The sequence below is a fragment of the Paenibacillus sp. P2(2022) genome (assembly GCF_029522175.1).
Taxonomy (GTDB): Bacteria; Bacillota; Bacilli; order Paenibacillales; family Paenibacillaceae; genus Paenibacillus; species Paenibacillus polymyxa.
In genome coordinates this window covers 40,422-65,260 of record NZ_JAKWFI010000008.1, presented here as the reverse complement: position 1 = coordinate 65,260, position 24,839 = coordinate 40,422, and the positions used below count along the sequence as shown (strand labels likewise).

The following is a 24,839-nucleotide window of genomic DNA, read 5'->3' as shown; positions in this document are numbered from 1 at the left end:
ATGATTTTTCAACTATTCTCGCACAAAAAGAACGATTTGGGAAGATAATTCTCATTATTCAGGTAGGATATTATTATTTTGTTGAATAATCAGGTTTCGGATCGGAAGGTTTTGCCCAAATGCTCGCCCAGACCAAAATAATGGCGGAAATTATAGATGAGCGGACTCCACTTTGCTGGATCAATATGATTCTCTCCGAGGATGATATCCTGATGAACATGCACCTGTATGGCTTGGGTTTCGACGATCGCAAAATAAGGAGAATGGTCAGGAATCCGCATCTCCTTCACCTTGGCTTCAATTTGAATAGGGCACTCCCTGATTCGGGTGGGCTTGACTCTATTCGATTCAATCGCAGCCAGTCCGCTGATCTCATACTTATCTTTTTGATATGAAAATCCATTTTTCTCTTTTTCCACTGGAACGGGATTCTTACCTGTAAAAGGAGCCAAACGCTCTACATTTCCCCACATGGAAGGCCCAGGAACATTGATTACACATTCGGGATGCCGCTCCATATTTTCTAATGCTTTGCCACCTGTTCCAATGCCTAGTACCACACAATCTCCTAATGCCCACGAGGAGGAAATAGGGCTAATATTGGTCGTTCCATCCTCATTCAGCGTGTTGAGTAAAATCACAGGAGTTCCGTAATATAAAATGCTAGGGGTTATCGTTTGTATGCTTGGGCTGACATTCGATTGATTTATTTGATTCATTGAGTCCATGTTCTCTTCTCCTTCTGTTCAGATCTGCCTCCTTATTGTAAAATGTAAACATTTCAACCTTCATCGAAGTATGGATTACAAAGGGGGATAACCGTGCCATGAGCACCCAATCGAATGTAGCCATGATTGCTTCTCTCGTCAGCGAGCCTTCCCGTGCAGCTATTCTCACCGCTTTATTAGATGGTAGATTCCACACGGCAAGTGAATTAGCCCATATGGCAGGTATCAAACCGCAAACCGCCAGTTTCCATCTGGCTAAAATGACCGAGGCACAAGTCGTTACCGTAGAAAAACAAGGACGGCACCGTTACTATGGCATTCAAGACCCCGAGGTTGCCCAGGTGATGGAGTCACTTTTGTCCATAGCTCCACCTGTTCCAATCAAGTCATTCAAGCAAGCCTCCGAAAACGAGGCCATACGGTTGGCAAGAACTTGCTACGACCATGTTGCGGGTCATTTAGGCGTACAGATCATGAGTTTTTTCATGCAAAAGGGAATTCTTTCCGAGGATCAAGACGGACTTCATATCACCCAACAAGGAGAGATTTTCTTCGCTGACTTTCAGATCAACCTCAAGAACACAAGACAAAAGCGTCGCTCCTTCTCACATAAATGCCTGGATTGGAGTGAACGACGCCATCATCTTGCCGGTGCTTTAGGAAGTGCTCTTCTAGACAGATTATTCGAATTACATTGGGTCGAGCATCTGCCCACAACCCGAGCGATACGCATTACAGCCGAGGGTAAAAGAGGCTTTAAAGAGGTATTTTCGATAGAGATCGGCTAAGTAATCATAGTTCTAATGCTTTTCTTGTTTCGCATTGGATGTTATGACTGGAGACAAGGACCTTTGTTTTCTCGTCAATGGCCGGACATAGGCATAATTGTTTTTTGGAGCCTTTCCTTTTGCCACACCTGCTTTATATCCTCCAGCAGCAGCCGGAATGGCAACCAAGGTTCCATAGGTTCTCATCGCCCGTTCAATTGGGAAAGATACAGAACGCATTCCATCGGTAGATCCGGCAAAATGAACTGCGGCTGCATAATTGTTCAGCCGATCGTTACTGTCATTCAGCCATACGGAACCCGAATCTCCAGGTCCAGTTCGTCCCTGGGTAAAACGAATGACGGTTTGATCACGGAAAATCTCGATTCCCGAATCGCCCCTCACTCTTTGTTCCACGCCAATCGCCTCCACGACTCCTCTGGCGAAGCCGTTTGTTTTAGCCATTCTTTTAAACGTCATTCCCAGACGATAGCTCAATAAGTGCCCAGGCACGGTAATAAGACCACCACTTTGGTTAATCAGATACCTCGGATTAAGCAGACTATTTGAATTGGCAATAGCTATGGCAGAGTCCTGAAAGTTAACACCTGTCGTAGTAAGCGGGACAAATTGAAAAGCTCTCCCGATCTGATCCGCCGTTCTGCCTCCATCTGCCGGAGAAGGCTGAATGGTATTGTGAAATTGGTTTGTATTCGTTGGGACTAGGACATGGGCATTACTCAAAATAAACAAAGTATTATTCTTAATAACAATGAGTCCTCCGGTTCCTCCTGCAGTGGTGGGAACCGTTGTTCCTACACTGACCGCACCGGGCACGGGGCGCCATCTTTGGCGTGGGTTCGTTTGGGTAGGAGTCGCCGCTTCCCTTTTGAAGGAACCCACACCCAAAATTCGGATAGGTACCGCAGAAGCCTGACTTATATTATGGGTTACTGCCTGCAATTTGGTTTGCGTCACAGCCGAAAGATTTCTCAAGGTGTATACCACTATCGCCGCGCCCTTTGCCGGTCTATTGGGATCAGCATAACCTACTCCAATCCCTGTTACTCCGTTCCGTTTGAGCATCGTTCGCCATATCCGACTCTTCAGCTTGAAAGCTTGATAAAAGGTAGCCACAGCCACATACATCTCCTTTTCATAGTCAATGATGTATATACATATGACTAATCCGCACATCATGACTGTGCGTTTCCCCAGAACAGTGAAAAAGGTGTGGGCTGGAAGCAAACGACTGCTTTTATTGATCAGCCTTCCTAAAGAACTCTACCATTTCGATAAATGATTGCTGAGCTGAATGTACGTGATATCGGGGAGAGTACGGATCACTGAATCCGTGCTGTCCGCTGAATTTATGTACCCGGATATTATGGTTGTCTAAAGCTGAAATGAGCTCATCCACATTAAATGATATTTCTTCCTGTGGGAAAAAAAGTAGTGTTGGACAATGTGGAGTTATTTCCAAATAATTTCGAATACGAGAGCCGTAGTATCCTACGATTCCATCAACATATTTTTCTTTGCTACACAGCCAGGCAATCGTTGCCCCGATGCTAAACCCGACGATAAATACCTTTTTATAGCGAGCTCGAATACTTAATAATAAACTTTCAATATGATAAGAAGCGCGTTCGAATCCTATATTTTTCATAAAATGGGCATAGGCAGCTTCCTCTTGCGAATAGTCAAAAGGCGTTTCTTTGCCTATTAAATTTGGACAAATGACGTCGTAATTCTCATCCGATAATAAGCTGCAAAAATTTTGTATATGCTGGTTAATTCCATAAATCTCATGCAGCACAACAATAAGGGTGTCCGACTTTTTATCTATGCTTATCATGTTGCCCCCCCTTACCAGGTTTGAATATAGGAAAACAATTCAACCGGATACGCATATTTATACTCTTATATTAACAACCTGCAGAAAAGCCTCATCAGATATCGGAGGAGTATCTGGGATTATTGTGGTTTGAGGGATGATGTGGTTTCCATTTCCCGTCTTATCGAGTCAGAAAACTCATCAAAGGGCTTATTCTCTCTTGCCCGGGACCCTACGATATAAATCGCTATATTTCATCATTAGAAGTTCCCCATTCGAATATTCGCTCTTCGAGCACTTCGTAAGCATTATTCATACTTCCTAACCTCCCTTTTTTAGAAAATACTATATCCAATATGATCATTTCGCTATATATTTTTAGTTGAAATCTTGAGAAATGCTACCTGGCATACACCACTCATCCAATCAATTCTACATCTTCACCCTATGATATAATTCTCTCAGTATTATCGTATGGAAGGAGGATACAGATGTCGGAGCAGCAAGTATACGTCCGGTTCCCAGAAGAAGTGGACGTCACAGAATTGACAGCAATGTACAAACGCAATCGGGAATTCTTTGATACGTTTTCGCCAAACCACCAAGAAGAGCACTATACGGAGGAGCACCAGCTCCAAACGATTATTAAGAGTAAGGCTGACATGGTAGAGGATCGGAAATATTCCTTCGTGGTGTGCCACAAGGAAGACAATCAGATTATAGGCAGCATAGGTCTATCTTTTGTGGTGAGGGGACCACTTCAGAGCTGTATGATCGGATACAGCCTAGACCAAGCCTATAACGGCAAGGGTTATATGACGGAGGCGGTGAAGCAGGTGGTTCGCTACGCTTTCGATGAACTAAAATTTCATCGGATCGTCGGAGAAGCCTCTCCTCGGAATCCAGGGTCCATCCGTGTGCTTGAGAAGGCTGGCTTTCACAAAGAAGGCATTTCTCGAAGCAACGTAAAAATTAATGGAAAGTGGGAGGACCATCAGGTTCTGGCGATTATCAATCCATCAGAGGATATCTAAGTTTAGTGAATATTGGTCTCGAAAGTTAATGGAAAAGAAAAGTTATGACAACCTAATAGAATGCGTTAGTTGAATGACAACAGCGACAGTCTAAGACTTTACTTTTTAAGTCTTGTTCTGCCGCTGTTTGAATTTTTGCTCAATCTAAAACTTTATTTCCAATGCACATTTTACAGAAACTATATTCGTTTTGCTGGGAATCTCAGTGCATGATTTCTTTCTTATTCACCTTAACGCCGGATAAGGACTGATCAAACATTTCGAGAATAAAGAGGAAGCGCTCAGCTTCACGAAATACATGATCAGCTAATAGAGGATGGATAATGCTTTTTATTCGGCACTCGTCGATCAAATCACGCGCTGTTTTCTTAAAATCTCGCAAGGACTTAACAGAGATACGGTTTTCATCCACAAATTGACTCAGAAGTGGAACGGTCTGCGACTGTGGACGCATATAACTTAAATCAATCGCCTGAAACATCAGTGTATCAAAGTCATTACTAAACTCCCTAGCTTGTTCAACCAGTTTGCGTTCGGATGGATCCAGCAAATGGCCTATGAATTTTGCGTGATCGGCCATGATCTTTAAGAAAAAAATATTTTCATCAATAATAGCATCGGGTAATGGTTCAAGCGTTCCTGAATTGAGTTCCCCTAAACGGTTTCTGAAATAATTCGCTTCCCGGCTTACATGATCTACCAGTAAGGGAAAATTGGTTTGTCCAGGAAGTTTGCATTGTAATATAAGCCCCAATACCATCCTCTTAAATGCCCAAATATTTGTCGCCGCATTCTGTACTTCCGTATTAAACTCTTTGATTGTATAAGGATCTGTATTGATATTAAATTCATACGATCTTTTCTCAATATCCTCAAAGATAGCGTAAAACCGATTGGCTTCTGTTTTAAGTTGAGTATCTTCCGCTCTAAAGCCTAACCCCAGAAAAAAGGAATGCTCCTTCATAATCCTGGACCAAAAACGTATTTCATCTAATGAGCGTGAAACAAATGCATCCAATGATATCCCTCCTCTAAATGAGCAAAAAAGCACTTACTTAGTCATATGGGATATGACAGGTCATTATGAATATCGAAGTTCAACGTCTCATACGAATCCAATTTCGAAATTGAGCCGGAGTTATTAAATCATTCAGGGTTTTCTTCCGCTACCAAGTCTACCCGAAACTCAAGCTGGTCTCTCATAAAAATTTTACCTGCTATCTTGGCCGATTCTGGCTTAATCTCCTCTACTATTCCCCCACAATCCTCAAACGTCACGCGTAATTCCTCATCAACGGATACCACATATACATGCGCCTGGACCAAAGCGGCTCCGAACAGTTCCATATCTGTCTTCAATACTTTATATGTACGTTTCACAACGATCACCTCAAATATTTTCATTCGGTAGATTATATATAGATTCCTTCTGCAACAAGCATTTCTGCGTATGTTATCTCATGATCCTCATGAAAATTAAATTCCATAATATAACTCATATTTGAATATATATCATTTAATGTTTGGACAATTATCCCACTCAAGTTCTATAATTCACTTGTTATTACATAATTTTAGGAGGAAGTCATGAAAAATATTATATTCAAAAAACTTGGAACAATAGTGTTAGCCCTACTTATTGGAGTTTCGGTGTTCTCATTGTTCCCTAACGTTACAAAAGCTGAGACAACAAATGTGACTTGGACAAATGGTTCTTTAGTAACTTCTCTTGATGGTTCAGGAACAAGAGACAGAGCAACAGTTGGGAAAACAAATGGAAAATGGTACTGGGAAATAAAAGTAACTAATGTTGCATCATTCGTAGGAATAACAGGTGAATCAGATCAACAGGCTCAAACTATTTATGGAAACAATGGTTCGATTTATAACAGCATCAAATCACCTGTTATTATAGGTTACAGTCCTGGCTTTGGAACAGGTGACGTTATCGGCATTGCATTGGATTTAGATAACGATAAAATTGTCTGGTACAAAAATGGAGTCTCCCTTGGAGCTAATTCCATAAAACCATCTGAATTAGAAGGTGCCCAGATTTTCCCTGTGATTGCAAGTGGAACTGGTACAAAAATAAATTTTGAAGCTAATTTCGGAGCAAGTGATTTTAAATATCCAATCCCTGAAGGGTTCTTACCTTATCAAGCTACGGGTGGATCTACAACACCTGATCCATCAACAAAACCCGACCCATCTACAACACCTGATCCATCTACAACACCTGACCCATCGGATACAGATGGATCATCGCAACCAACTGGTGATCGCGCCATTCTAACTGTAACGATGGACAATGGATTTGATAAAGAATTCGATCTGAGTAAAAAAGAATTGAATGCCTTCATCGCTTGGTACGACGCAAAAGATGCGGGCAGAGGTGCTTCATTCTTTGCCATTGATAAGCATAATAATAACAAAGGCCCATTCAGCAATCGCAAAGATTATGTAATCTTCAACAAAATTCTCACATTTGAAGTAAGTGAGTATTCAACCAAATAAATATAGGGTTTGCAACCTGCTCATTTCAATAAAAAAGCGCAGCTTCCAAAAAGCATGGACGCTGCGCTTGTATTTAACTAAACTGCTCTTGAATGAGTGCAAAAAAACAACCTAGACTTGGCTTCCAACTTGGTTTGGATTAAGATCCATATTTTTAGTGTACACCTTGCTATTAATGAGACTGATGATGCTGTTAACAATAATTGAGGTAAGTATCGTTAACAGAATTAACCACAACAAAATCAAGATAGATACCTTGGGGAAGAAAACAATGCTCTGAAAATAATAATAACAAAAAAAGGTATGGGTTAACCAAATATTCATTGAATTTTTACCTAGGTAAGCGAAAGGTTTGGTTAGTTTTAATTTATTCATTAAATGAATACTAACGAGGATAACTATAGGGGCTATTATCATATCAATCGTTGTCTTCTCAAACCATTGACTCGTAGTACGAAAACGGAATAATAGCACAAGAACAATAACATCAAATAGTATATTATTGAAAATAATGGAATCATAAATCTTACTCATCCATGAGTACAATTTATATTTTGCAAAGAACAGCCCTATCATAAAAGGCAGCTGCCAATACATAATACTGTAATAGTTTCCTTGTGAATATGAATTATAAAAAACTAGGCCAGCAATTAGAAGAGTTACCCATGCGTTACGTTGGAAGGCTTGGAAGGTGACCGGAAAAATTAATAGCAGCAGAATATAGTCATATAAAAACCACCACTCACCATTATATGAACTGGACAGCGCTATAAAATTCCGCAAAAAATCCATTATTGAATTATGTTGAAATCTATCGGAAGTTCCAAAGAAGTATAAACCCACCGGAATAAAAAGCAAAAAAACAACCCAGTAGTTTATCATGATTTTGCTTAATCTTGTAAAGCTTTTCTGCATTAAATGCTGTGGATTCTGAACATTGCTCTTATATAAGCCATAGCCACTTAAAAATAGAAAAATAGATATTGCGATCTGGCCAAAATGCCCTAAATAGAACTCCCCTCTTTCATGAAATAAACTAAATAATGAAACATAGTCGTACTTTAGTCTGTCAGGAAAAGCAAAAAGATGATGAATCAAAAGTAGTACTACAGCAATCCCTTTCGCAATATTTGTTTCTACAAGCTTTAATTCCTTGTCATGGTGCACACAATATCCTCATTTCTAGTTGTAATGGAATAGAGATATATTAGCACAAACAAATAATATAAAATATTTATTTTTTTTAGCACCATATTACGTCCCAATTTTATACAAAAAATGCGATCTTCAAAAAGTTTGGAGCCTCGCTGTTAGCTAGATGGGCTTTCTTCCTTTGTCCGTATTTCGGTAGAGAATTGGATAGAAAAAAAAGCTTTCCATAGCCACCTTTGGGGTGATTATAAAAAGCTAATCTGCTTTGCAGCGTCTATAATGCTCGCTTAAAATTTTTCTGGAAACTGTTTGACAATTCCTTCTGTCAGGATATCCGCTAAATGAATCATATGGATCTCATTTTTATCGGTTGCGGCAATATCTGCTTTCCAGTCTCCTTTGATACAGTTAAGGACTATTTCCGTAATCAACTGAAGGTGCATATACAGCATATCTTGTAGCGTTTTGAACTGCCAGTTCGGATTCGCTTCACTTAAAAATTTAGCAATATCGTCGGCGTTTGTATGCCAATCCGCCTCTAGCTTTTTCACGTCCGCCTGATTGCCCGCTTTGGCAGCCGCTACGATTTTCCCTGCGATCAAAATATGCTCTCTCAGAAGATCAGCCAGCTTATTCCCAGCAGCTTCCCCATAATAAGGCTTAATCACGTTGCCTATATCCTGTTGGTTCCGTAAAAGTCGGTCCAATATATCCTTTTGGTCTGGACGATTAGATATGGCGCTGACAATATAGCTTCTCGTCCATATCGTATGATCGATCCATACCTTCTGCATATCGACTTTCAGTTGCACCATTTTGGGACTTAGGCAAATGTTCCCCTTATCCTCCCCCGCCTTCGCTTGCACGACAACTAGTAGATTCATGCTAAAAACGAGCGCCAAGGTTAACGACAATGCCAGTAACCATTTATTTTTCACATTCTTCTGCTCCTCTTACGTTTGGATTAAACAGGCTGTCTTATTATGGTTGAAATATCTAATTCTATACCACTCCTGCAATCATCTTACAAAAACATAATTTCGTATTTCAACACACAAAAAAGGCCTGCCGGTGCTAAGCCAGCAGAGCCTATGACTCCATGGTCCAAGTAAAAGAAGCAATTCTGATGAATAAAGCTACGTCCTGGAGTACCCGTATAATTGTTTCGAAGCTAAATCCTTTTTGGAAAATAAGCCATGCTGATGGGCATAACCTATTTTGCCCGGTGGACCGTCAGGTTGACCCGATTCGTCTCACACATAAATGTAGAGAGATGAACAGGCTCATCGTTTGCATCAAAAGCAATTTTCAATATCCGGAATAAGTTCGCCCCGATATCACATTCCAGAAATTTCGCATAATCTTTAGTCGCACCGATCACATCAATGATCTTGTCATTGCTCACGATCTCGGTGTTATAATCCTCCGCCAGAATCTTGTAAGTCGATTCTTTCATTGCGATCTTTTTTTCCAAATCTGGAAACCGGGTGAGTGAATAATGGGCTATATCATAGAAAAGCGGGCGGTCATCTACATACATCAAGCGTTCAAGCTCCAACACAGGGCTGCCTTCTTCAATAAGAAGATGTCCAGCCACCTCTTCAGATGCCGGGATTACTTCGCTTCTTAATATCCGTGAGTTTGGAATCATGCCCAGCTGGTGGCTGAACTCTGAGAAACCGCTTACGGATAACAGTTCATTATGAAATTTGTTGGAGGCTACAAAGGTGCCTCTACGAGGAATTCGCGTCAGGGTTCCTTCCCGCACGAGCTCCTCAATTGCTTTCCGTATAGTGATTCGGCTTACACTATAAGTATCACAGAGTTCTGCTTCGGTTGGAATCTGTTCATCCGGTTTGTATCGTCCGTCCTGGATATCGTTCTTCAACATTTGCCTGATCTGCATGTACAGCGGCTGCGGGGTTGAAGGATTCAAATTCATGGTAAATTCATCCTTATCCATCAATGATTATAATAAGTATTATACATTGATGATCATCTCCAGTCACCATGCACCGAAATAACCTATCGTCTTCCCAGCTGTAATTGTCCCAAGCTCCAGGCAGTCCTTCGCTGAAAGCCCTTTCAATCGGCCGTAAAGGAACCCGGCAATGAAGGAATCCCCAGCTCCCATCGTATCCACGACGTTCACCTTACCCACGCCGTGCGGAAAGAATTGTTCCCCATCGTAAGCAAGCGAACCGTTCTCCCCCAAGGTAGCTACAGCAATCTGCGCTCCTCTTTGCTTGACCTCTACCAAAAGTTGGCGGATATAATCATCATCCTGAGTGTACGAAAAGAATGGATAGTCTACGTAGGGCGTTAATGTCTGTACCCGATCATCCTGCAACTGATCCGAGAAATCAAAGGAAGTGATCAGGCCCTTTTCCTTAAAGAGAGGAAAGTACGGATCGGCATGGCCCCATATCCCTGAGTGGACAAGCTGATAATTGCCAGCAAAATCGATCTCTTCTGCTGTAAGGAAAAACTGTGCCATAACTCCCTCGTCGTATTCGCCGAACCTCCGGTCATTCTCCACCATCTCCACGTGGGTTACCGCTGTTTTTCCGTCCTTTTTTAAAATTCGGGAAGTATCCACACCCTTGTCCTGAATAGCCTGGATCATGATCTCCCCATAAATGTCGGTGCCCACCCAGCCCAAATAGGCCGTCTTTGCACCCATTTCAGTTAAATAGACGGCCACATTCACCGGATTGCCTCCAGGATAGGCTTTGCCGCTTGCTTGATAGACATCCATGCAGTTGTCCCCGACTGTAATGATTCTCATCTTGCTCCCGCCTTCCCTGCTATTAAAGAATGAGCACTACGAAGTAGTGCTCAAATCAAATGCATCAATATAGAATGAACTAAAGACTGCGTATCTTAATATTCCATTTGGCGATAGTATCTTCTAAGTGTTAATGGATGATTTCTCTCACGCTCCAGATAGGCGCTGATACGGCTTAGTACAGACCAGTTGATACTTACGGCAAAATGCTTTCTGAACTCCTCGCTAATGCCTTCCATGGCAAAGTCTTTGGTATCAATAATGGTCAGCTTCTTCGTAATCTTCTCAGCGAATCTTTCCACCCGATCCATCAGAGGTCTTGTCTCATCTTCGCCTTTCAGCAGAATAACACTGGTATCTTCAACCACAAGCTCAAGCGTGCCATGGAAGAATTCCGCCGCATGAATCGACTTCGCATGAATCCACTGCATTTCTTCCAGGATACACATCGCGTAGGAGTACGTGTTCCCCCACAGGTTGCCGGAGCCAACCATCATATGATAGTCAGTATCTTTATGTTCTTTTGCAAAAGCTTCCGCTTTTGGGTCAAAGGTTTTGACTGCGTCCAGAATCGCACGCGGCAATAAGGCAACTTCCTTCGTGAACTGTTCATATTGAGGGAACTCATTGTTGTTATACATGAACCGGAACACAACCATGTACAGGAGCATGAAGAATGTATCGAAGGAATGTTTCTCCGAGCCGGTTGTGATGCAGTGATCTACAATTTTGGTTAATGGAGTGTCCCTTTCTGCCACAAGTGCAATCGTAGTCGCTCCCCGTTCCTTACAGAACTCGGCTGCCGCAACAGTCTCCTGCGTGGTTCCCGACACAGATGTAAAAATACATACGGAATCCTTACTGAAATGTCTGTTGTTCATCACCATAAACTCAGCGGCAATCTCAGCATGCACATCAATGGTTGAGTTTGATTTCAGAATATACTCATAAGGATACATCATCGCAATTGTGCCACCCGCACCAATCAGAAAAATATTGCTGTACCCTTTCTTGGCAATCCCGTCTACAATCTCTTCAATTTGTCCTCTAAAGGCCAGGCCCTCTTGTTCCACAAGCTTAAGGAATAACTGTTCGTCAAAATTCAACATTTACGTTCCCTCCCTATACTGGATCGGTTCCTCTCCAATATCATCCATTTTTATTTATTATATATAGTATCATAACCAGACAGTACAATTAAAACAACTATTTTTGTAAAATCTGAAGGAAATCAGCGAGTCAGCATCGGCCCCCTTCAGTTCATCCGGACTAAGTCACTATATTACTACTGTCATGACTGCTTTTAGATCCATACTTCTTCTCCCAGTAGTAATACACAGGCAACCCCGTTGCGATGACTATCGCCGCGGCAATCATGCCCTGCACTGGAGCCCACGTAAAGGTTCCCCAAGCCAGCCATCCTGCCCCAAGGATAGCCAGGATAGTAGTTGCTCTCCACATTGGCATGCGGTAAATCGGGTTATAATCCTCTCTCTTACGGCATTTATAGACCGCGGCAAAGTCCAGAATGTTAATGACCAGCTGAATCAGCGTGAAATAACCCAGCAGTTCGGTTAAATTGCTGAAGAACACAAGAATACAGGCCAACGTAACCTGAGCAATAATCGAAAAGCTTGGTGTTTCGAATTTGGGATGAACTTTCGCAAAACGCTGAAAGAACAGCCCATCCTTCGCCATGGCATACTCCAGGCGAGGCTGAAACATAATGCAAGAACTCAAGGAACCCAGGATAACAATAATCGCGGTAACAGCTACAAAGGATGAGGCCATGCCGGATAATCCGGGAATGTACTTGACGGCGTCGGACACAGCGGAGCTGGAACCCATCAGTTTATCGAACGGCATTAGGCCGGTGACACATACCGCAAGCAGCGTATATAAACCCAATACAATCAGTACCGAACTAATTAAGGCCCGAGGGAGAACTTTCCCTGGATTTTTGAATTCTCCAGCCATAAAACAAATGGCGGCCATTCCCGTGTAAGCCCACGTCGTGGCAGATACGCCACCAATTAAGCTTGAACTTGTCGCTCCTGCGACGGGCGTGTAAGCAAAGTTGTCAAAGTTCATATACATGAGGCCCAGCACAATGACAATCAGGAAAGGGATGATTTTGATAGCCGTAATAATGACCTGAAAACTACCGCCTGCCTTAACACTACGGTAATGGATGGACGTGATGATCAGAATGATCGCTACTCCTAGCAGTTTACCGGTAATTCCAACGAAGAAAGGGAAGAAGCTCGCCAGGTATGCAACAATGGCCAGAGCCATAATTGAAATGGACGGAGGATCGAGGGCCCAGAAGGTTGCCCATCCGTATAGAAAGGCCAAGGGCCTCCATCCTGCTTTATTCAAGTATACGTAACCGCTTCCATTTTGCGGGTAGGCAGTCGCCAATTCGGCCAGCACCATGACCTGCGGAATCGCAATAACTCCACCAATAATCCAGGCTAGAATTGAGATCGAAGGCATACCCGCAGCTTTTGCGACATCACCGGAAGAGACGAAGATTCCGGAACCTACCGTAGTACCAACAGCGATGGCTAGGGCCGACCAAAAGCCCAGTTTTCGTGTAAGAGAGTCATTACTCATAACGAGTTCCTCCAAATCAAGGTGATAAGACTTCCATTCCCCTTATTTTCCTGACTGATTCCCTAAGTGCTTCCTGTGGATTCTGATAATAATTGAACCCCATAATCTCTAGTGTACAAGCTCCCTCGTAATGATGGCTCTGAAGACTGGTTAGATATTCCCGCCAATTCAGCACCCCATCATCCAGAGCGAGATGCGCATCAGACGTGCCGTCACCGTCGATCAGGTGGAAATGGACCATCTCCGGGAGTAGGGAGTAATAATCTTCGGGTGTCTCGCTAGCGAGCTGCATCGCAACGGTGTCGATCATCCCTTTTAATGACGGAGAACGGATCTCCTCCAGCATCCTCTTGATTCCCTTAGCATCGATAATTAGATTCGATTCGAATCGGGTCAGAGGTTCCAACGCTAAAGTCACCCCTTCCTTCTCCGCCAACCTGGATATCTGATAGATGGAGTCGCTTGCATATTTCCATGATTCCAATTGTGATACAGCGAAGTCCCCTATTCCTGAAGTCACAAGCATCATGTTGGTCTCCAGCTCCAGAGCCGCGTACAGATTATCTATGAAGTATACGATACTCTTCTGCCGCAGTTGGGAATCGGAAGCAGCAATATTGAAGGGATAGACACACTGTTCCGGCGTATAACAGACGACCTTCATGTCTCGGGATTTCAGTTGCTGCCTTATGTGCCTCAAGTTGCCAAGAACATTCCGGTAGACGTATAAATGAGGCTCGCCCGCCCACAACTCGATGTGCTCGATCCCGAGTTCAGTCACGTGATCCAGGAAGTGCTCGAAAGGAAAATGCCTATACGTAATATTCATTCCCGCAATCTTCATTTGCTTCACCCCCTCTCATGTAAGCGCTTTAATTTGTTATGTCTTGTATTATAACTAAGGGTTACAAAGATTTCAATGCCTTTTTAAAAATAAATAAAAGCCATTCAGCCGGTTCTTAATGTGGGTTGCTCAGCTCCTATAGGGGCAAAAAAAAGCAAGCCTCGACGAGTACATTTGCTCGTTTGGCTTACTTATCATCCCCCTTATACCTTACAGTTGAGATGTGGGGCGAATTACGATCTCGTTCACATCAACGTCAACCGGCTGCTCGATCGCGTACGCAATGGCACGGGCAATCGCCTCCGGTGGTAATGCGAACTGGTCACGAGACTCTTCGAGCCTGGCCTTCACCTCCAGATTCGTCACTCCTTCAGCGAAATTCGTCCGAACCAAACCGGGTGAAATGATCGTTACCCGCACCTTATCACCGGCTTCCTGTCGCAAACCCTCGGAGATGGCGCGGACAGCGAATTTCGTGGCAGAATACACAGACTGGTTCGGTACAGTTTTATGTCCCGCTGTAGAAGCAATATTGACGAAATGTCCGGAACCCAGCTTGCGAAAGACAGGCAGTGCTGCGGCGATGCCGTACAAAACACCTTTAATGTTGACGTCGATCATGTTCTCCCAATCCTCTACACGCAAGTCATCAAGGGGGGAAATCGGCATCACGCCGGCATTGTTCACGAGAACGTCAATCGTGCCGAATCGCTCACATGCCAAATGGATGAGCTTGTTTACGTCCTCCCGCCGTCTGACGTCTGTGCTAGCATACACGACTTCACCCCCAGCCTCCGCGATACGGGCCGCAAGAGCTTCAAGGCGATCAGGTCGTCGTGCCCCAAGTACGACTTTTGCCCCATGCTTAGCCAGTAAAAGCGTAGTCGCTTCACCAATCCCACTGCTTGCACCCGTAATAACAACAACTTTATCTTTGATTCCGGACAAGGTTGTATTCTGGATTAATCTCATAGCCGAATCCTTCTTTCATCTGGAAATTGTCTTTCGCCTTGAATTATAAGAAATATCAAAATAAAGCAGGTAGACGATTCATACGCGTTCCTTGCCTAATCCTGTCCGGTTTGAGTTACAATATTCATATCAGCTTAAATGAAAAAGGATTGGTGAATAAGTTTGAACCAACTCATTACGGAGTTAGCTAAGCAAATTGCACGGCATACGTCTACGGACGGTTTACACCAAACTGCGATTCCAGAGCTTTGTTTCAGGCGCACATCCGCGGAAACGGAACCGACGCATACCCTCAACATGCCCTCTCTTTACGTAATTGCCCAAGGCTCTAAAACCGTCACATTTGTTGGGGAAAGCTTCATATGCGATTCGTCCAGTTATATGGTCGCATCCGTACATCTACCAGTGATTGGGAAAATTACTCATGCTTCTCCGCAGTTGCCGTACCTAAGTTTACAATTAACACTTAGCCCTGATGTCATTATAGATATAAGCAAGAAATCTAGTTCACAGAAAAAGGGAGACACAGGAAGGGGCATTTTGGTTAATCCGTCCACTTCCTTTCTGTTAGATGCGATTCTACGCCTCGTCAATCTTCTAGATTCACCCACGGATATCGAGATACTAGCCCCACTCTACATCCGGGAGATATTTTATCGTGTGCTGGAGGGAGAGCAAGGAGCGTTACTCAGGCAGTTCGTTGTGATCGGAAGCTATGCACAAGGTATTTCAAATGCAATACATATAATCAATCGTGACTATTCTGAACAGCTAGTCATTGAAGAGTTAGCAAAAAAAGTGAACATGAACCCAACAACCTTTCACAAGCATTTTAAAAGAGTAACGGGTATGAGCCCACTTCAGTATCAAAAGATCATTCGATTGCAGAGCGCACGTCGGCTGATGCTCAAGGAAGGCTACGATGCTGCTACGGCAGGATTTCGCGTCGGTTACGAAAGCCCTTCCCAGTTCAACCGAGAATACGCCCGCTTATTCGGACGCCCACCGATGAGAGATATCAGTCACCTGCGTGACATAGAATTCAATATTGGTTCTGCCTTAAATAATAAATAGCCCATCGCCCTGTAATTTGGAAGTAAAGTACACCGTTAAACTAACCGGCAGTAATCCGTAACGGGTATCCTAGACCTCGGATTATAGGGTCTGTCCCGTAGATAATTCCCTAACTTGTCCTCTCTCAATTCTTACCCCGTTCCCCGTTCTTTGCCATAAACACAGGGACCAACAAACGGCGCCTACGAACCCAGGCGAACTAAAATTCTCCGTAACGTAAGCAATTTCTTTAATTAAAAAGCTCTGCTAACCATAAGGTTAGCAGAGCTCTCTATCTAATTTAATTTCGGGCAAATCTCGAAAGAAACTTGATGAATGCGGGATGTATACAGTCTTTTCAAAAAGTCACACCCAACATGATTTAAGGATGATAACCAAAAGGATATAGAGCACCAAGATTGCTGTTGTAGAAGTCCACGTACCGCAAACAGCTGGACCTGCGCATCCACTCATAACTTTAGCCCTCCTTTATTTGTCGTCAACTTAATATATGTGTGAATACACACTGTGACTGGGCATGCAGGTAATTAGAAAGAAAATATCCCGCCACCAGTTAAGGTTAGCGAGGAGTTACTCTGCTTATGTTTAAGCTCCTCCAATGGTAACTTCGCTCCGTCACTCTCTAGCCACATCTGTTTTGCCTTGTCCCGCTCAGGACTCCGTTCTCTCGCCATGTTACACAATCACCACCCCCACGAATGTAAATGCAAATATTTTAATTTATTTAATAATATGATGTGACCTTTGGGCAAAACAAAGAAAGCCCCGAACCAGAAAAGGTTGGAGCTTTCTTCCTTTGTTTGATAGCTTGGTTTAATTAAAGTTCATCTGGGGCACGGCAATAGCGGAAGTCCGCAAAAATGCCAAGCGAGGCGGGCCGCTATTCAGCCGGAGGATACGCCGATAATCAGGGGGACGTTACAGTATAGCGGCCGCAGCTTCACCATATTTGGGCATTACTTCAACAATTGTTTGCTGGTTCGTACCTGCCTCTACTACAGGAGCTAAATATACACTCATTTCATCAATAGGTCCTTGCAGGTAAAATTCTAGTGCTTTCTAAATTGAAACTCCCATCCAAATTGCTATCTAAGCGTCAGCACCTTGGAACAAGTAAAGACGAGCCTGTTGAAGCTCGTCATTTTTACTATTCATACCGCCTAACGAACTCGGATCAGTCCCACTATTTGTATGGGGTTGAGTTTCAAATTGATTAATGTCGATATTCTTTCTCATCTCCAGTATTTCCACTGTACCTGTGGGCATGAGGAATTCTACCGTTTACTGTTGTATACCCTTCAAAATGATGGTAATGCCCACCACCAGTCAAGGGAATGGCTGGTCCTGTAGTTCCTCTAATTAAATGCGTATGTTGATCGTTAAATGATGTTTCTGCATAATAATTATGAACATGCGGAACACCACTTGGAGCTGGTTCTGTTACCCCAGCGTAATGGTGGTAGTGTCCCACATCAAGTGATGTATTCCCTTTAAAAGGATGTACGTGAACATTAACTGGTCTACCATCCCACGAACTAATAAAAAGCTTATGCGAATGGTTAGAGCCGGAATCACCGGAATGAACAACAAAACCTGTTATTGGTATTTCCATCAGTAGCCTCCTCTCTTTATCAACTGCCATATACTATGAAAGAGGTAGTGTAAATGTTCAAAAGGCTATTGGAGTTGATTTCCACTATTCGAGTGGGTGGCTAATAGGCTGTCAGAGCGTGTGCATGCCCTCTCTCTGTTCTCTTCTGCACTCCTTCCGGCATTCCCATGTAACGGAAAGAGCACTCAAAATGGCTTACATCCTGTCGAATAAATGCAAAAGAAAAAGCACTCCGTTTAGAGTGCTCACTTTATTTTACATACAAATCGAACCGGCCAATCCTATTTGTGAAATGTTAGCTGCATTATTTGATATCATATAGAACTTCCCATTTTGGAAAACTAGATAAGTGAAGTCTCCATAAGTTGAGTTTTGAGGGTTAGTCTCGGGTGATACAGAATGTATAAAGACTCTACAAACTCTTTGCCCACTATTAAGTGTAAAGTCAACAGTTTGATTTATAAACGAGGCCACTTGATTTGGATTTAGTAGATACGTCGGTCCTCCTAACCCACGTTTCCCACTTTGTCTATTTTGATTTGCATTCTTCATTTTACCCACTCCCTCAGGAATTTTTTCGTTACGGTGTATGCTATTCAATTTTCCCTTAGGCGTTAATGCATAGTTAATATTTGTGTTTTAGCCCAGTTTTGGAATCCTTATCTGGCCGCTGCTCAAGCCGATGCTTATCTGCATCCATGTCTTTACTTCATCGCGACACCGTCGTCATGTTGTTGTTCTTCTTGCTGACCGTTTACTGGCTCCCCATCTTTCGGCGGTACCGTATTGACTTTGCTTTTGCGCTATTCATTCCACTTGGCAGCCATTGGGGCAACCCGCTTTCGGTATTCATCCACCATAAGAGAATGTTAGAAAAATGCTCGCTCCAACAAAAAAGCGCGACCTCCAAAAAGCCTGGAAGCCGCGCTGTACTTGAATTTTATAAGATGCTGGTGAAGGGAATTGAACCCCCGGCCTACGCATTACGAGTGCGTTCCGGTACAGTTCCCATTAGTACCCACATACACCCAAAGTCTGTAATTATTGAATTACGTTCGCCCTAATGCTCTCCAAAGTCCCCTTCTCGTCTCCTGCGAGCATGGTGATCTTTTGATTGTAATCCCAGCCCTCCAGATGACGATATCCCGTAGTAAAGTTATCTGCCCCCATAAACCTAACTATTATGTCCTCTGTACGCTTCCGCTTCTTTATCTCCAGCTCCTTAATAGATGGCATCTTACGGCTGTCTGCTGAAAGCTTGTAGTCTGAACGACGACGTTAAGCTAACGGGCCTCTCCACAATATAAACATAGTTGCAATGGATTGGTATGCGACCATCTTTTGACAAGAACAGTACATATAAACTGTGGAATAGCAGCATATTACAGTTGACCGATATCTAGAAGGGAACTATATGGCATGGTTGACAAGTTAAAAAAATGGCTGTTTAAACAGCCTTCACGATCTAAAAATGGCATGAACTCTGAACCAGTTAATGACGAAAAATCGACTAAAATATCCAAAGAGCTGAGTGGCACGCTTAAGGAAAATGTGACCATACTGAACCAGGAAATAGGGCATAGCGGGGATTTCATTCTTCGTTGTTTGAATGATAAGCAGGGCAATCCGGTTCTCGCTATAGGTTTTCTTCAAGGCCTGATTGATCAGCAAATTTTAACGACACTGCTAGAGGAACTCACTGCAGGTATTCGTAATGGAGATGTCTCTGATCATAATGTCGAAAGTTGGTTGATGGATCGTATTCCTATTGGGGGTATAACTTGTCTTGACAATGAGCAATCGCTTATCCATGCCGTTCTTTATGGACAGGTGGCTCTCCTCGTCGAAGGCAGCACCAAGGCCTTTGCTGCTTCTATCAGTGGAGGGGCTAAAAGAGCAGTTGAGGAGCCAACATCACAGACAGTAGTTCGCGGCCCTAAAGAGGGGTTTACGGAGGATATTTCCACAAATATTGCGCTTCTCCGGAGAAGGATCAAATCAACTGAACTCCACTTTGATTCTCGAATTATCGGATCATACACACAGACGAAGGTATCGGTAGCATATGTTCGAGGCATTGCAGATCCAGAGGTGGTTAAGGAAATCTCCAGACGGTTAGACTCCATCAACACTGATAGTATACTCGAAAGTGGATATATCGAGGAATTTATTCAAGATGGGGTATGGACACCTTTTCCAACCATGTATAACACTGAGCGTCCAGATACTGTAGCAGGTAGCCTGCTTGAAGGGCTGGTAGCGATATTAGTTGATGGGACTCCATTTGTGCTGATTGCTCCCGTAACCTTTTTTCGATTTATAGCATCCAGTGAGGACTACTACCAGCGTTATGATCTGGCATCTTTTCTTCGGATCGTTCGGACATCATCCTTTTTCTTGGCATTGCTATTACCTTCGTTCTACATTGCAACAACTACGTTTCACCAGGAAATGCTGCCTACAACACTGCTTATCACTCTGGCTGCACAGAGAGAAAATACACCATTGCCAGCCCTGCTTGAGGCGATGTTAATGGAGCTGACCTTCGAGGTTATCCGCGAAGCAGGTGTACGAATGCCGCGCGCCGTAGGGCCTGCAATCTCTATCGTTGGGGCATTGGTTCTTGGACAAGCTGCTGTACAGGCGGGATTGGTTTCCGCAGCTATGGTCATTGTGGTATCATTCACAGCTATCTGCAACTTTGTGCTACCTGCCATCAATATGGCGGGGTCTGTTCGTTTGCTCAGATTTGGACTCATGCTGGTGGCAGGTTTATTTGGGTTATACGGCGTTTTGGCGGGAATGGTCCCCATCCTCATTCGATTAGTAGCTTTAAATTCGTTCGGTGTTCCTTATATGGTACCGATCGCACCTTTCTATAAGAGCAATATGAAAGACATGTTAGTGCGTGTACCTTGGTGGAAAATGAAGAACCGGCCGGAAATGATTGGGGATGTCAATCCAGTAAGACAGGCAACGGAACAGGAATCATATGCAGAACAAGCGGGGGAACACGGAAGAGATCCCATGGCGTAAGGAGGAACCGATATGTCCCAATTAGGCAGGTTTATTTTGGCCTTGATCATATTATTCATTTTGGCAGGTTGCTGGAACCGAGTCGAACTGAATGAGCTGTGGGTAACTGCGGCTACAGGAGTAGATATGATGGACGACGGAAAGTGGATGATGTCCTATCAGATTATTGTTCCCTCCGCCCTTGCAAGTGGTATCGGAGGAGGAACGGGAGGGTCTTCTCAACCGGCATCCCATGTATTCTCAGTAAAGTCGAAAACCTATAACCAGGCCTTATCTTACAGCAATTTGAAAACATCAAGACAAATTTACTTAGCACATAATCGTGTTGTATTTATCGGTAAAAGAGCGGCTGAGAAAGGAATGGACCGTTTAATCGATTTTTATCTTCGTAATACAGAAGCGAGGGAGATGGTAAATATGATTGTAACGGATGGACTAGCATCCGATCTATTAAAGAAATTGTTGCCGCCTGATAAACTTCAAGGCGCCGCCATGGCTGAATTGGTCGATAAGGAGAGCGATATTTTATCGGTGTTTCCAAAGGTTAGGGTTTATGATTTCGTATTAAGCATGGACTCGGATTCCAAATCTATTGGAGTACCTGTCGCCGAGATGATCGGAGAAAGGGACTATCAGGATGAGAAGGAAGCAGAGAGTCTGGATGTCTTCAAAAAAACCTCGGCCCCGCTCAAGCTGGCATTAACTAAATTGGCGATATTCCAAAACGGAAAGCTCAAAGGGTTTCTCGGCAAGGAAGAGAGTCTGGGTGTATCTTACCTGTCTCAAAAGGTTAACAACACCGAAATTTCGTTCCCATGCAGCGAACAACCAGGTAGGGAAATGTACTCTTCCATACTAGTAAACTCTGCTAATGTAAAGCTTACACCCAGAAAAACGAGTTCTCATTACACTATGCAGGTTAGAGTGAAAATTAACGGGACTTTAAATGAAACTACATGCACTAAGGATATGTCCAAGACGCAGACCATGCATGATCTGGAAGAAGAGATTGCTAAAGAAGTGACCAGTACGATAAATGAGGGTTGGGCTAAACTTCAGGAACTTGGTGTAGACGCAACTGGTTTTGCTGATCGAATTCACCGGAAGTTCCCAGGGGAGTGGGAGACTGTGAAAAGCAACTGGGATCAGGAGTTTAAGAAGATAGAACTGGACATTCGAGTGGAAGCACGGATTCAACGTCCTGGACTCCTACAGAAGCATATCGGAAGTCAATCCTAACCCATTTGTATAAAGGGGCTTAAACAGTATGAATAAAACCGTCACCAAGGTATCCGGGTTAGCTATCGCCTTTTCCTTGTTTCAGGTAGGCAGTACAACGTTATTCCTATTGGGGGGTAAAGCCAAGCAGGATGCATGGCTAGCCATGTTGATCGGTGCACTTGCAGGCTTCGTACTGCTTATGATGTACTTATACATGCATAAGCTTGACCCACACCGGGATTTGTATGAGCTTCTATGCCATTATTGGGGAAAATGGGTTGGTAGTCTGGGTGGGCTTTTGTTCATCAGTTACTTTGCTTATGAAGCTTCCAGGAGTGTCAGGGACATTGGTGAGCTCGGTGCATTGACATTGCTGAACAAAACCCCTACTGAAGTCATTACGCTTATAGCGTTAATTGTCTGTGCTGATGGGGTACGGTTTGGACCGAGAGTCTGGTTCCTTGCAAGTCATATATTTCTGCTTCTGTTGGCTTTGGGTTACGGCATTCTACTATTGCTTACTCCTTTTACAGGACTTATTCACTTTGAATTTTTGTTTCCTGCACTGGAGAACGGTTTAACTCCCGTAGTGAAGGCTGCCATTCCCGAGATCGTGTCCTTTCCCTTCGGGCAGACGGTTCTTTTTCTTGTGCTGTTCAAGCTTGTCACGGATAAACGTAAATTACAGCGGTCGATCGTCATTGCTTACTGGATCACTGCTGTGTTCCTTATTGTAATGAATGAACTAACAATCCTGGTTCTAGGTCCGGAATGGGCAGCCTCAAGCACTTATCCCTTATTTGAGGTTACTCAACTAATTCATCTTCCCAAGATCGTTGAGAGAGCTGATGTCCTGTTTTCGATGGTTCTATTTATTGGAATCGGAGTCAAAACAGCTGGATTTATGTATGGGGCCGTCATTGGACTTCAAACGATAACCCCCTTTAGATATAAGCCTGCGTTACTGTTGCTAAGCATCATCATATATGCTCTTACGTTTCTCTCCCCAAGGTTAACTGAATTTTTGTGGTTCGGTCTCCATGTAGCTTTGATTCAGATCTGGCCTATCTTTCAGATTGCACTGCCTGTCCTCCTTTTCCTGACCATGCTAATCCGGAAGAAGAAGAAAAGGGCTTATAATTAGCAGCTGCTGTAGTCACGAACATGTTGATTTGCCGCAACGGTTGAAGTGGTCAGTAGAAATAGAAACATGCATGCCTATACCAGAGGTCAAGCATATCAGTGCACTAAAGACCAGACTTCGAGAAGTTGCCTATTTTTCCCTTTGGTTAATAAGCGGGGTTAATAACCATCAACTATTGGGCTTGCGGGAAACGATGCTCAATAAGCACAAGGAGACAGCAGCGATAATTGTAGCTGTTTCTGTTCTAAAATAAAACTAAAAGACCTTCATATCATTGAAGTGCACCAGACAGCTTATTTTGTATTATTTGTAAGGCAGCATTGCTTTTAATTACACATAAATTTTTCACTTCTGGGAATCATAAATTTGTACAAGGGGTACTGTACAACATACTGTCCTTAGATTGTTCAACAAAAATCCCCGCCGACCAGTTCAGGTTAGCGGGGATTTGCTTTGCTTACGTTTAAACTCCTCCAACGGTAACTTGAGGCTGGATACGATGGTGGTGGTTAAAGGCCTGATTAGGCACAGTTACAATAAACAACAAAAAGCTAGCCGCGATAATCATAAAGGCTGTTCAGAAAACGAATTAATCTCCGCTTCAAATCGAGGAGTATATCTTCTACATCTATGCTACATTGGTTTACGGCAATTATAACATTGAGCAGATTTGATATCTTCTCGTTTTCGTTAGTCGCTGATGTCGCTACAATATATTCTAGTGTTTTTTCTAAATGGGCATATTTATATAATTAGTACTAAGTACTATTATCAAGTGTTATAATCAAGCCATAAATTTTAAATGGAGTCCACCCAGCACATAATCTCAGCAAAGGAGTACATTTATGAAATTTAATGATTTTTTTGTCGGACAAACATTTAAAACCAAGTCCATAAAGATAACTAAAGAGAATATCAAGAGATTTGCAGCTGAGTTCGACCCGCAATACATGCACTTGGACGAAGATAAAGCAATGCGGGGAAGATTTAATGGAATCATCGCCTCAGGAATCCAAACGCTAGCAGTTTCTTTTAAGCTTTGGGTTGAAACAGGTATTTATGGTGACGATGTCATTGCGGGAACTGCTTTTAACAATATCAGATTTATAAAACCCGTGTACCCGGAAGATGAATTACATACAATTGTGGAGGTGACTGAGCTTAGGGAAAAACGAAGTGAAACAGGAATAGTTACTGTTTTGCTGACCACTTTTAATGACAAAGAAGAGAAAGTCTTTGAAGGTGAATTGTCTGCTTTAGTTAATAAATAAAATGAAAGGCTGTTCTATCCTTTGTTGAGGAGACACTTGATAAAGGAATCACTGCTGAACCTTCCGGATTAGATAAAAACGGTTTGGAAGAGCCACAAATTCAAAAAGTTTTAAAGTATTTTGAAAAGGTGCTTCTCATTAAAAGGGGAACACCTTTCTTACTAAATTAATATATAAAAGAATAAGGTACCAGATAATATCTATCTGGTACCTTTAAATCAATTAGAGG

General features: G+C 43.0%; 25 protein-coding genes and 1 tRNA gene. 8 read left to right on the top strand and 18 right to left on the bottom strand.

Annotated elements, in window-relative coordinates; all coding sequences use genetic code 11:
* Nucleotides 1–89 precede the first annotated feature (89 nt).
* Entirely contained in the window at nucleotides 90–728 is a 639-nt protein-coding gene (locus MMB75_RS21110) for a flavin reductase family protein (protein ID WP_045245073.1), read from the bottom strand.
* Between the two features lie 98 nt (nucleotides 729–826).
* Here MMB75_RS21110 and MMB75_RS21105 point away from each other — a divergent pair, with 98 nt between their 5' ends.
* Nucleotides 827–1,516 (top strand): ArsR/SmtB family transcription factor, encoded by a 690-nt coding sequence (locus MMB75_RS21105; protein ID WP_045245074.1) that lies wholly within the window; start codon nucleotides 827–829, stop codon nucleotides 1,514–1,516.
* A gap of 12 nt (nucleotides 1,517–1,528) precedes the next feature.
* Here MMB75_RS21105 and MMB75_RS21100 read toward each other — a convergent pair whose 3' ends face one another.
* Both MMB75_RS21100 and MMB75_RS21095 read right to left on the bottom strand, forming a co-directional pair.
* Complete coding sequence (locus MMB75_RS21100; RefSeq protein ID WP_052679238.1) at nucleotides 1,529–2,695, bottom strand: hypothetical protein; 1,167 nt, start codon at nucleotides 2,693–2,695, stop codon at nucleotides 1,529–1,531.
* A 58-nt stretch (nucleotides 2,696–2,753) separates the two neighbouring features.
* On the bottom strand, nucleotides 2,754–3,353 hold the full coding sequence (locus MMB75_RS21095; protein ID WP_277510480.1) for a dienelactone hydrolase family protein: 600 nt from the start codon (nucleotides 3,351–3,353) through the stop codon (nucleotides 2,754–2,756).
* A gap of 470 nt (nucleotides 3,354–3,823) precedes the next feature.
* Between MMB75_RS21095 and MMB75_RS21090 the strand changes: the two genes are divergently transcribed.
* A complete protein-coding gene (locus tag MMB75_RS21090; RefSeq protein WP_016819467.1) occupies nucleotides 3,824–4,366 on the top strand; it encodes a GNAT family N-acetyltransferase in 543 nt (180 codons plus the stop codon).
* Between the two features lie 202 nt (nucleotides 4,367–4,568).
* Here the strand turns inward: MMB75_RS21090 and MMB75_RS21085 are convergent, their stop codons facing one another.
* Entirely contained in the window at nucleotides 4,569–5,384 is an 816-nt protein-coding gene (locus MMB75_RS21085) for a DUF2935 domain-containing protein (protein ID WP_016819466.1), read from the bottom strand.
* A 128-nt stretch (nucleotides 5,385–5,512) separates the two neighbouring features.
* A complete protein-coding gene (locus tag MMB75_RS21080; RefSeq protein ID WP_371317267.1) occupies nucleotides 5,513–5,746 on the bottom strand; it encodes a hypothetical protein in 234 nt (77 codons plus the stop codon).
* Between the two features lie 207 nt (nucleotides 5,747–5,953).
* On the opposite strand from MMB75_RS21080, the gene MMB75_RS21075 reads away from it, so the two are divergent.
* Complete coding sequence (locus MMB75_RS21075) at nucleotides 5,954–6,880, top strand: SPRY domain-containing protein (RefSeq protein WP_277510477.1); 927 nt, start codon at nucleotides 5,954–5,956, stop codon at nucleotides 6,878–6,880.
* A gap of 111 nt (nucleotides 6,881–6,991) precedes the next feature.
* Here the strand turns inward: MMB75_RS21075 and MMB75_RS21070 are convergent, their stop codons facing one another.
* From MMB75_RS21070 to MMB75_RS21035, 8 genes are all read right to left on the bottom strand, one after another.
* On the bottom strand, nucleotides 6,992–8,047 hold the full coding sequence (locus MMB75_RS21070) for an acyltransferase family protein (protein WP_019685998.1): 1,056 nt from the start codon (nucleotides 8,045–8,047) through the stop codon (nucleotides 6,992–6,994).
* Between the two features lie 272 nt (nucleotides 8,048–8,319).
* Nucleotides 8,320–8,970 carry a glycosyl transferase gene (locus MMB75_RS21065; protein WP_019685997.1) on the bottom strand — a complete coding sequence of 217 codons (651 nt, stop codon included), beginning with the start codon at nucleotides 8,968–8,970 and terminating at the stop codon, nucleotides 8,320–8,322.
* A 275-nt stretch (nucleotides 8,971–9,245) separates the two neighbouring features.
* Nucleotides 9,246–9,974: a GntR family transcriptional regulator gene (locus MMB75_RS21060; protein WP_016819462.1), complete on the bottom strand. Its 729-nt coding sequence runs from the start codon at nucleotides 9,972–9,974 to the stop codon at nucleotides 9,246–9,248.
* Nucleotides 9,975–10,037: 63 nt separating this feature from the next.
* The gene (gene frlD / locus MMB75_RS21055; RefSeq protein WP_045245076.1) at nucleotides 10,038–10,820 is read right to left on the bottom strand and encodes a fructoselysine 6-kinase; all 783 of its coding nucleotides are present in this window, start codon (nucleotides 10,818–10,820) and stop codon (nucleotides 10,038–10,040) included.
* Between the two features lie 95 nt (nucleotides 10,821–10,915).
* Nucleotides 10,916–11,929: an SIS domain-containing protein gene (locus tag MMB75_RS21050; RefSeq protein ID WP_031462745.1), complete on the bottom strand. Its 1,014-nt coding sequence runs from the start codon at nucleotides 11,927–11,929 to the stop codon at nucleotides 10,916–10,918.
* Between the two features lie 160 nt (nucleotides 11,930–12,089).
* The gene (locus MMB75_RS21045) at nucleotides 12,090–13,436 is read right to left on the bottom strand and encodes an amino acid permease (RefSeq protein WP_045245077.1); all 1,347 of its coding nucleotides are present in this window, start codon (nucleotides 13,434–13,436) and stop codon (nucleotides 12,090–12,092) included.
* Nucleotides 13,437–13,452: 16 nt separating this feature from the next.
* A complete protein-coding gene (locus tag MMB75_RS21040; protein ID WP_045245078.1) occupies nucleotides 13,453–14,280 on the bottom strand; it encodes a TIM barrel protein in 828 nt (275 codons plus the stop codon).
* A gap of 210 nt (nucleotides 14,281–14,490) precedes the next feature.
* Nucleotides 14,491–15,252: an SDR family oxidoreductase gene (locus MMB75_RS21035; protein WP_045245079.1), complete on the bottom strand. Its 762-nt coding sequence runs from the start codon at nucleotides 15,250–15,252 to the stop codon at nucleotides 14,491–14,493.
* 162 nt (nucleotides 15,253–15,414) lie between these two features.
* On the opposite strand from MMB75_RS21035, the gene MMB75_RS21030 reads away from it, so the two are divergent.
* The gene (locus MMB75_RS21030) at nucleotides 15,415–16,326 is read left to right on the top strand and encodes an AraC family transcriptional regulator (protein ID WP_045245080.1); all 912 of its coding nucleotides are present in this window, start codon (nucleotides 15,415–15,417) and stop codon (nucleotides 16,324–16,326) included.
* Between the two features lie 345 nt (nucleotides 16,327–16,671).
* Here MMB75_RS21030 and MMB75_RS21025 read toward each other — a convergent pair whose 3' ends face one another.
* From MMB75_RS21025 to MMB75_RS21005, 5 genes are all read right to left on the bottom strand, one after another.
* Nucleotides 16,672–16,779 carry a hypothetical protein gene (locus MMB75_RS21025; protein WP_016819455.1) on the bottom strand — a complete coding sequence of 36 codons (108 nt, stop codon included), beginning with the start codon at nucleotides 16,777–16,779 and terminating at the stop codon, nucleotides 16,672–16,674.
* Between the two features lie 74 nt (nucleotides 16,780–16,853).
* Nucleotides 16,854–17,000 carry a phage terminase small subunit-related protein gene (locus MMB75_RS21020; RefSeq protein ID WP_016819454.1) on the bottom strand — a complete coding sequence of 49 codons (147 nt, stop codon included), beginning with the start codon at nucleotides 16,998–17,000 and terminating at the stop codon, nucleotides 16,854–16,856.
* A gap of 539 nt (nucleotides 17,001–17,539) precedes the next feature.
* Nucleotides 17,540–17,938, bottom strand: coding sequence for a YmaF family protein (locus MMB75_RS21015; protein ID WP_016819453.1), 399 nt, complete (start codon nucleotides 17,936–17,938; stop codon nucleotides 17,540–17,542).
* A 951-nt stretch (nucleotides 17,939–18,889) separates the two neighbouring features.
* Nucleotides 18,890–18,967, bottom strand: a tRNA-OTHER gene (locus MMB75_RS21010).
* Between the two features lie 12 nt (nucleotides 18,968–18,979).
* Nucleotides 18,980–19,174: a hypothetical protein gene (locus MMB75_RS21005; protein ID WP_045245081.1), complete on the bottom strand. Its 195-nt coding sequence runs from the start codon at nucleotides 19,172–19,174 to the stop codon at nucleotides 18,980–18,982.
* Between the two features lie 183 nt (nucleotides 19,175–19,357).
* Here MMB75_RS21005 and MMB75_RS21000 point away from each other — a divergent pair, with 183 nt between their 5' ends.
* The 4 genes from MMB75_RS21000 (at nucleotide 19,358) to MMB75_RS20985 (ending at nucleotide 24,610) form a co-directional block, all read left to right on the top strand.
* Nucleotides 19,358–20,974 carry a spore germination protein gene (locus tag MMB75_RS21000; RefSeq protein ID WP_052679239.1) on the top strand — a complete coding sequence of 539 codons (1,617 nt, stop codon included), beginning with the start codon at nucleotides 19,358–19,360 and terminating at the stop codon, nucleotides 20,972–20,974.
* A 12-nt stretch (nucleotides 20,975–20,986) separates the two neighbouring features.
* The gene (locus MMB75_RS20995) at nucleotides 20,987–22,213 is read left to right on the top strand and encodes a Ger(x)C family spore germination protein (RefSeq protein WP_045245082.1); all 1,227 of its coding nucleotides are present in this window, start codon (nucleotides 20,987–20,989) and stop codon (nucleotides 22,211–22,213) included.
* Nucleotides 22,214–22,241: 28 nt separating this feature from the next.
* The gene (locus MMB75_RS20990; protein ID WP_045245083.1) at nucleotides 22,242–23,339 is read left to right on the top strand and encodes a GerAB/ArcD/ProY family transporter; all 1,098 of its coding nucleotides are present in this window, start codon (nucleotides 22,242–22,244) and stop codon (nucleotides 23,337–23,339) included.
* Between the two features lie 845 nt (nucleotides 23,340–24,184).
* Complete coding sequence (locus MMB75_RS20985) at nucleotides 24,185–24,610, top strand: MaoC family dehydratase (protein WP_044787103.1); 426 nt, start codon at nucleotides 24,185–24,187, stop codon at nucleotides 24,608–24,610.
* Nucleotides 24,611–24,839: the final 229 nt, after the last annotated feature.

Coding starts and splice junctions, on each gene's coding strand:
- MMB75_RS21110 (WP_045245073.1), bottom strand. CDS start 728: ATGGACTCAATGAATCAAATAAATCAATCGAATGTCAGCCCAAGCATA.
- MMB75_RS21105 (WP_045245074.1), top strand. CDS start 827: ATGAGCACCCAATCGAATGTAGCCATGATTGCTTCTCTCGTCAGCGAG.
- MMB75_RS21100 (WP_052679238.1), bottom strand. CDS start 2,695: ATGATGTGCGGATTAGTCATATGTATATACATCATTGACTATGAAAAG.
- MMB75_RS21095 (WP_277510480.1), bottom strand. CDS start 3,353: ATGATAAGCATAGATAAAAAGTCGGACACCCTTATTGTTGTGCTGCAT.
- MMB75_RS21090 (WP_016819467.1), top strand. CDS start 3,824: ATGTCGGAGCAGCAAGTATACGTCCGGTTCCCAGAAGAAGTGGACGTC.
- MMB75_RS21075 (WP_277510477.1), top strand. CDS start 5,954: ATGAAAAATATTATATTCAAAAAACTTGGAACAATAGTGTTAGCCCTA.
- MMB75_RS21060 (WP_016819462.1), bottom strand. CDS start 9,974: ATGAATTTGAATCCTTCAACCCCGCAGCCGCTGTACATGCAGATCAGG.
- frlD (WP_045245076.1), bottom strand. CDS start 10,820: ATGAGAATCATTACAGTCGGGGACAACTGCATGGATGTCTATCAAGCA.
- MMB75_RS21050 (WP_031462745.1), bottom strand. CDS start 11,929: ATGTTGAATTTTGACGAACAGTTATTCCTTAAGCTTGTGGAACAAGAG.
- MMB75_RS21045 (WP_045245077.1), bottom strand. CDS start 13,436: ATGAGTAATGACTCTCTTACACGAAAACTGGGCTTTTGGTCGGCCCTA.
- MMB75_RS21040 (WP_045245078.1), bottom strand. CDS start 14,280: ATGAAGATTGCGGGAATGAATATTACGTATAGGCATTTTCCTTTCGAG.
- MMB75_RS21035 (WP_045245079.1), bottom strand. CDS start 15,252: ATGAGATTAATCCAGAATACAACCTTGTCCGGAATCAAAGATAAAGTT.
- MMB75_RS21025 (WP_016819455.1), bottom strand. CDS start 16,779: ATGAGTGGATGCGCAGGTCCAGCTGTTTGCGGTACGTGGACTTCTACA.
- MMB75_RS21020 (WP_016819454.1), bottom strand. CDS start 17,000: ATGGCGAGAGAACGGAGTCCTGAGCGGGACAAGGCAAAACAGATGTGG.
- MMB75_RS21015 (WP_016819453.1), bottom strand. CDS start 17,938: ATGGAAATACCAATAACAGGTTTTGTTGTTCATTCCGGTGATTCCGGC.
- MMB75_RS21005 (WP_045245081.1), bottom strand. CDS start 19,174: ATGCCATCTATTAAGGAGCTGGAGATAAAGAAGCGGAAGCGTACAGAG.
- MMB75_RS21000 (WP_052679239.1), top strand. CDS start 19,358: ATGGTTGACAAGTTAAAAAAATGGCTGTTTAAACAGCCTTCACGATCT.
- MMB75_RS20995 (WP_045245082.1), top strand. CDS start 20,987: ATGTCCCAATTAGGCAGGTTTATTTTGGCCTTGATCATATTATTCATT.
- MMB75_RS20990 (WP_045245083.1), top strand. CDS start 22,242: ATGAATAAAACCGTCACCAAGGTATCCGGGTTAGCTATCGCCTTTTCC.
- MMB75_RS20985 (WP_044787103.1), top strand. CDS start 24,185: ATGAAATTTAATGATTTTTTTGTCGGACAAACATTTAAAACCAAGTCC.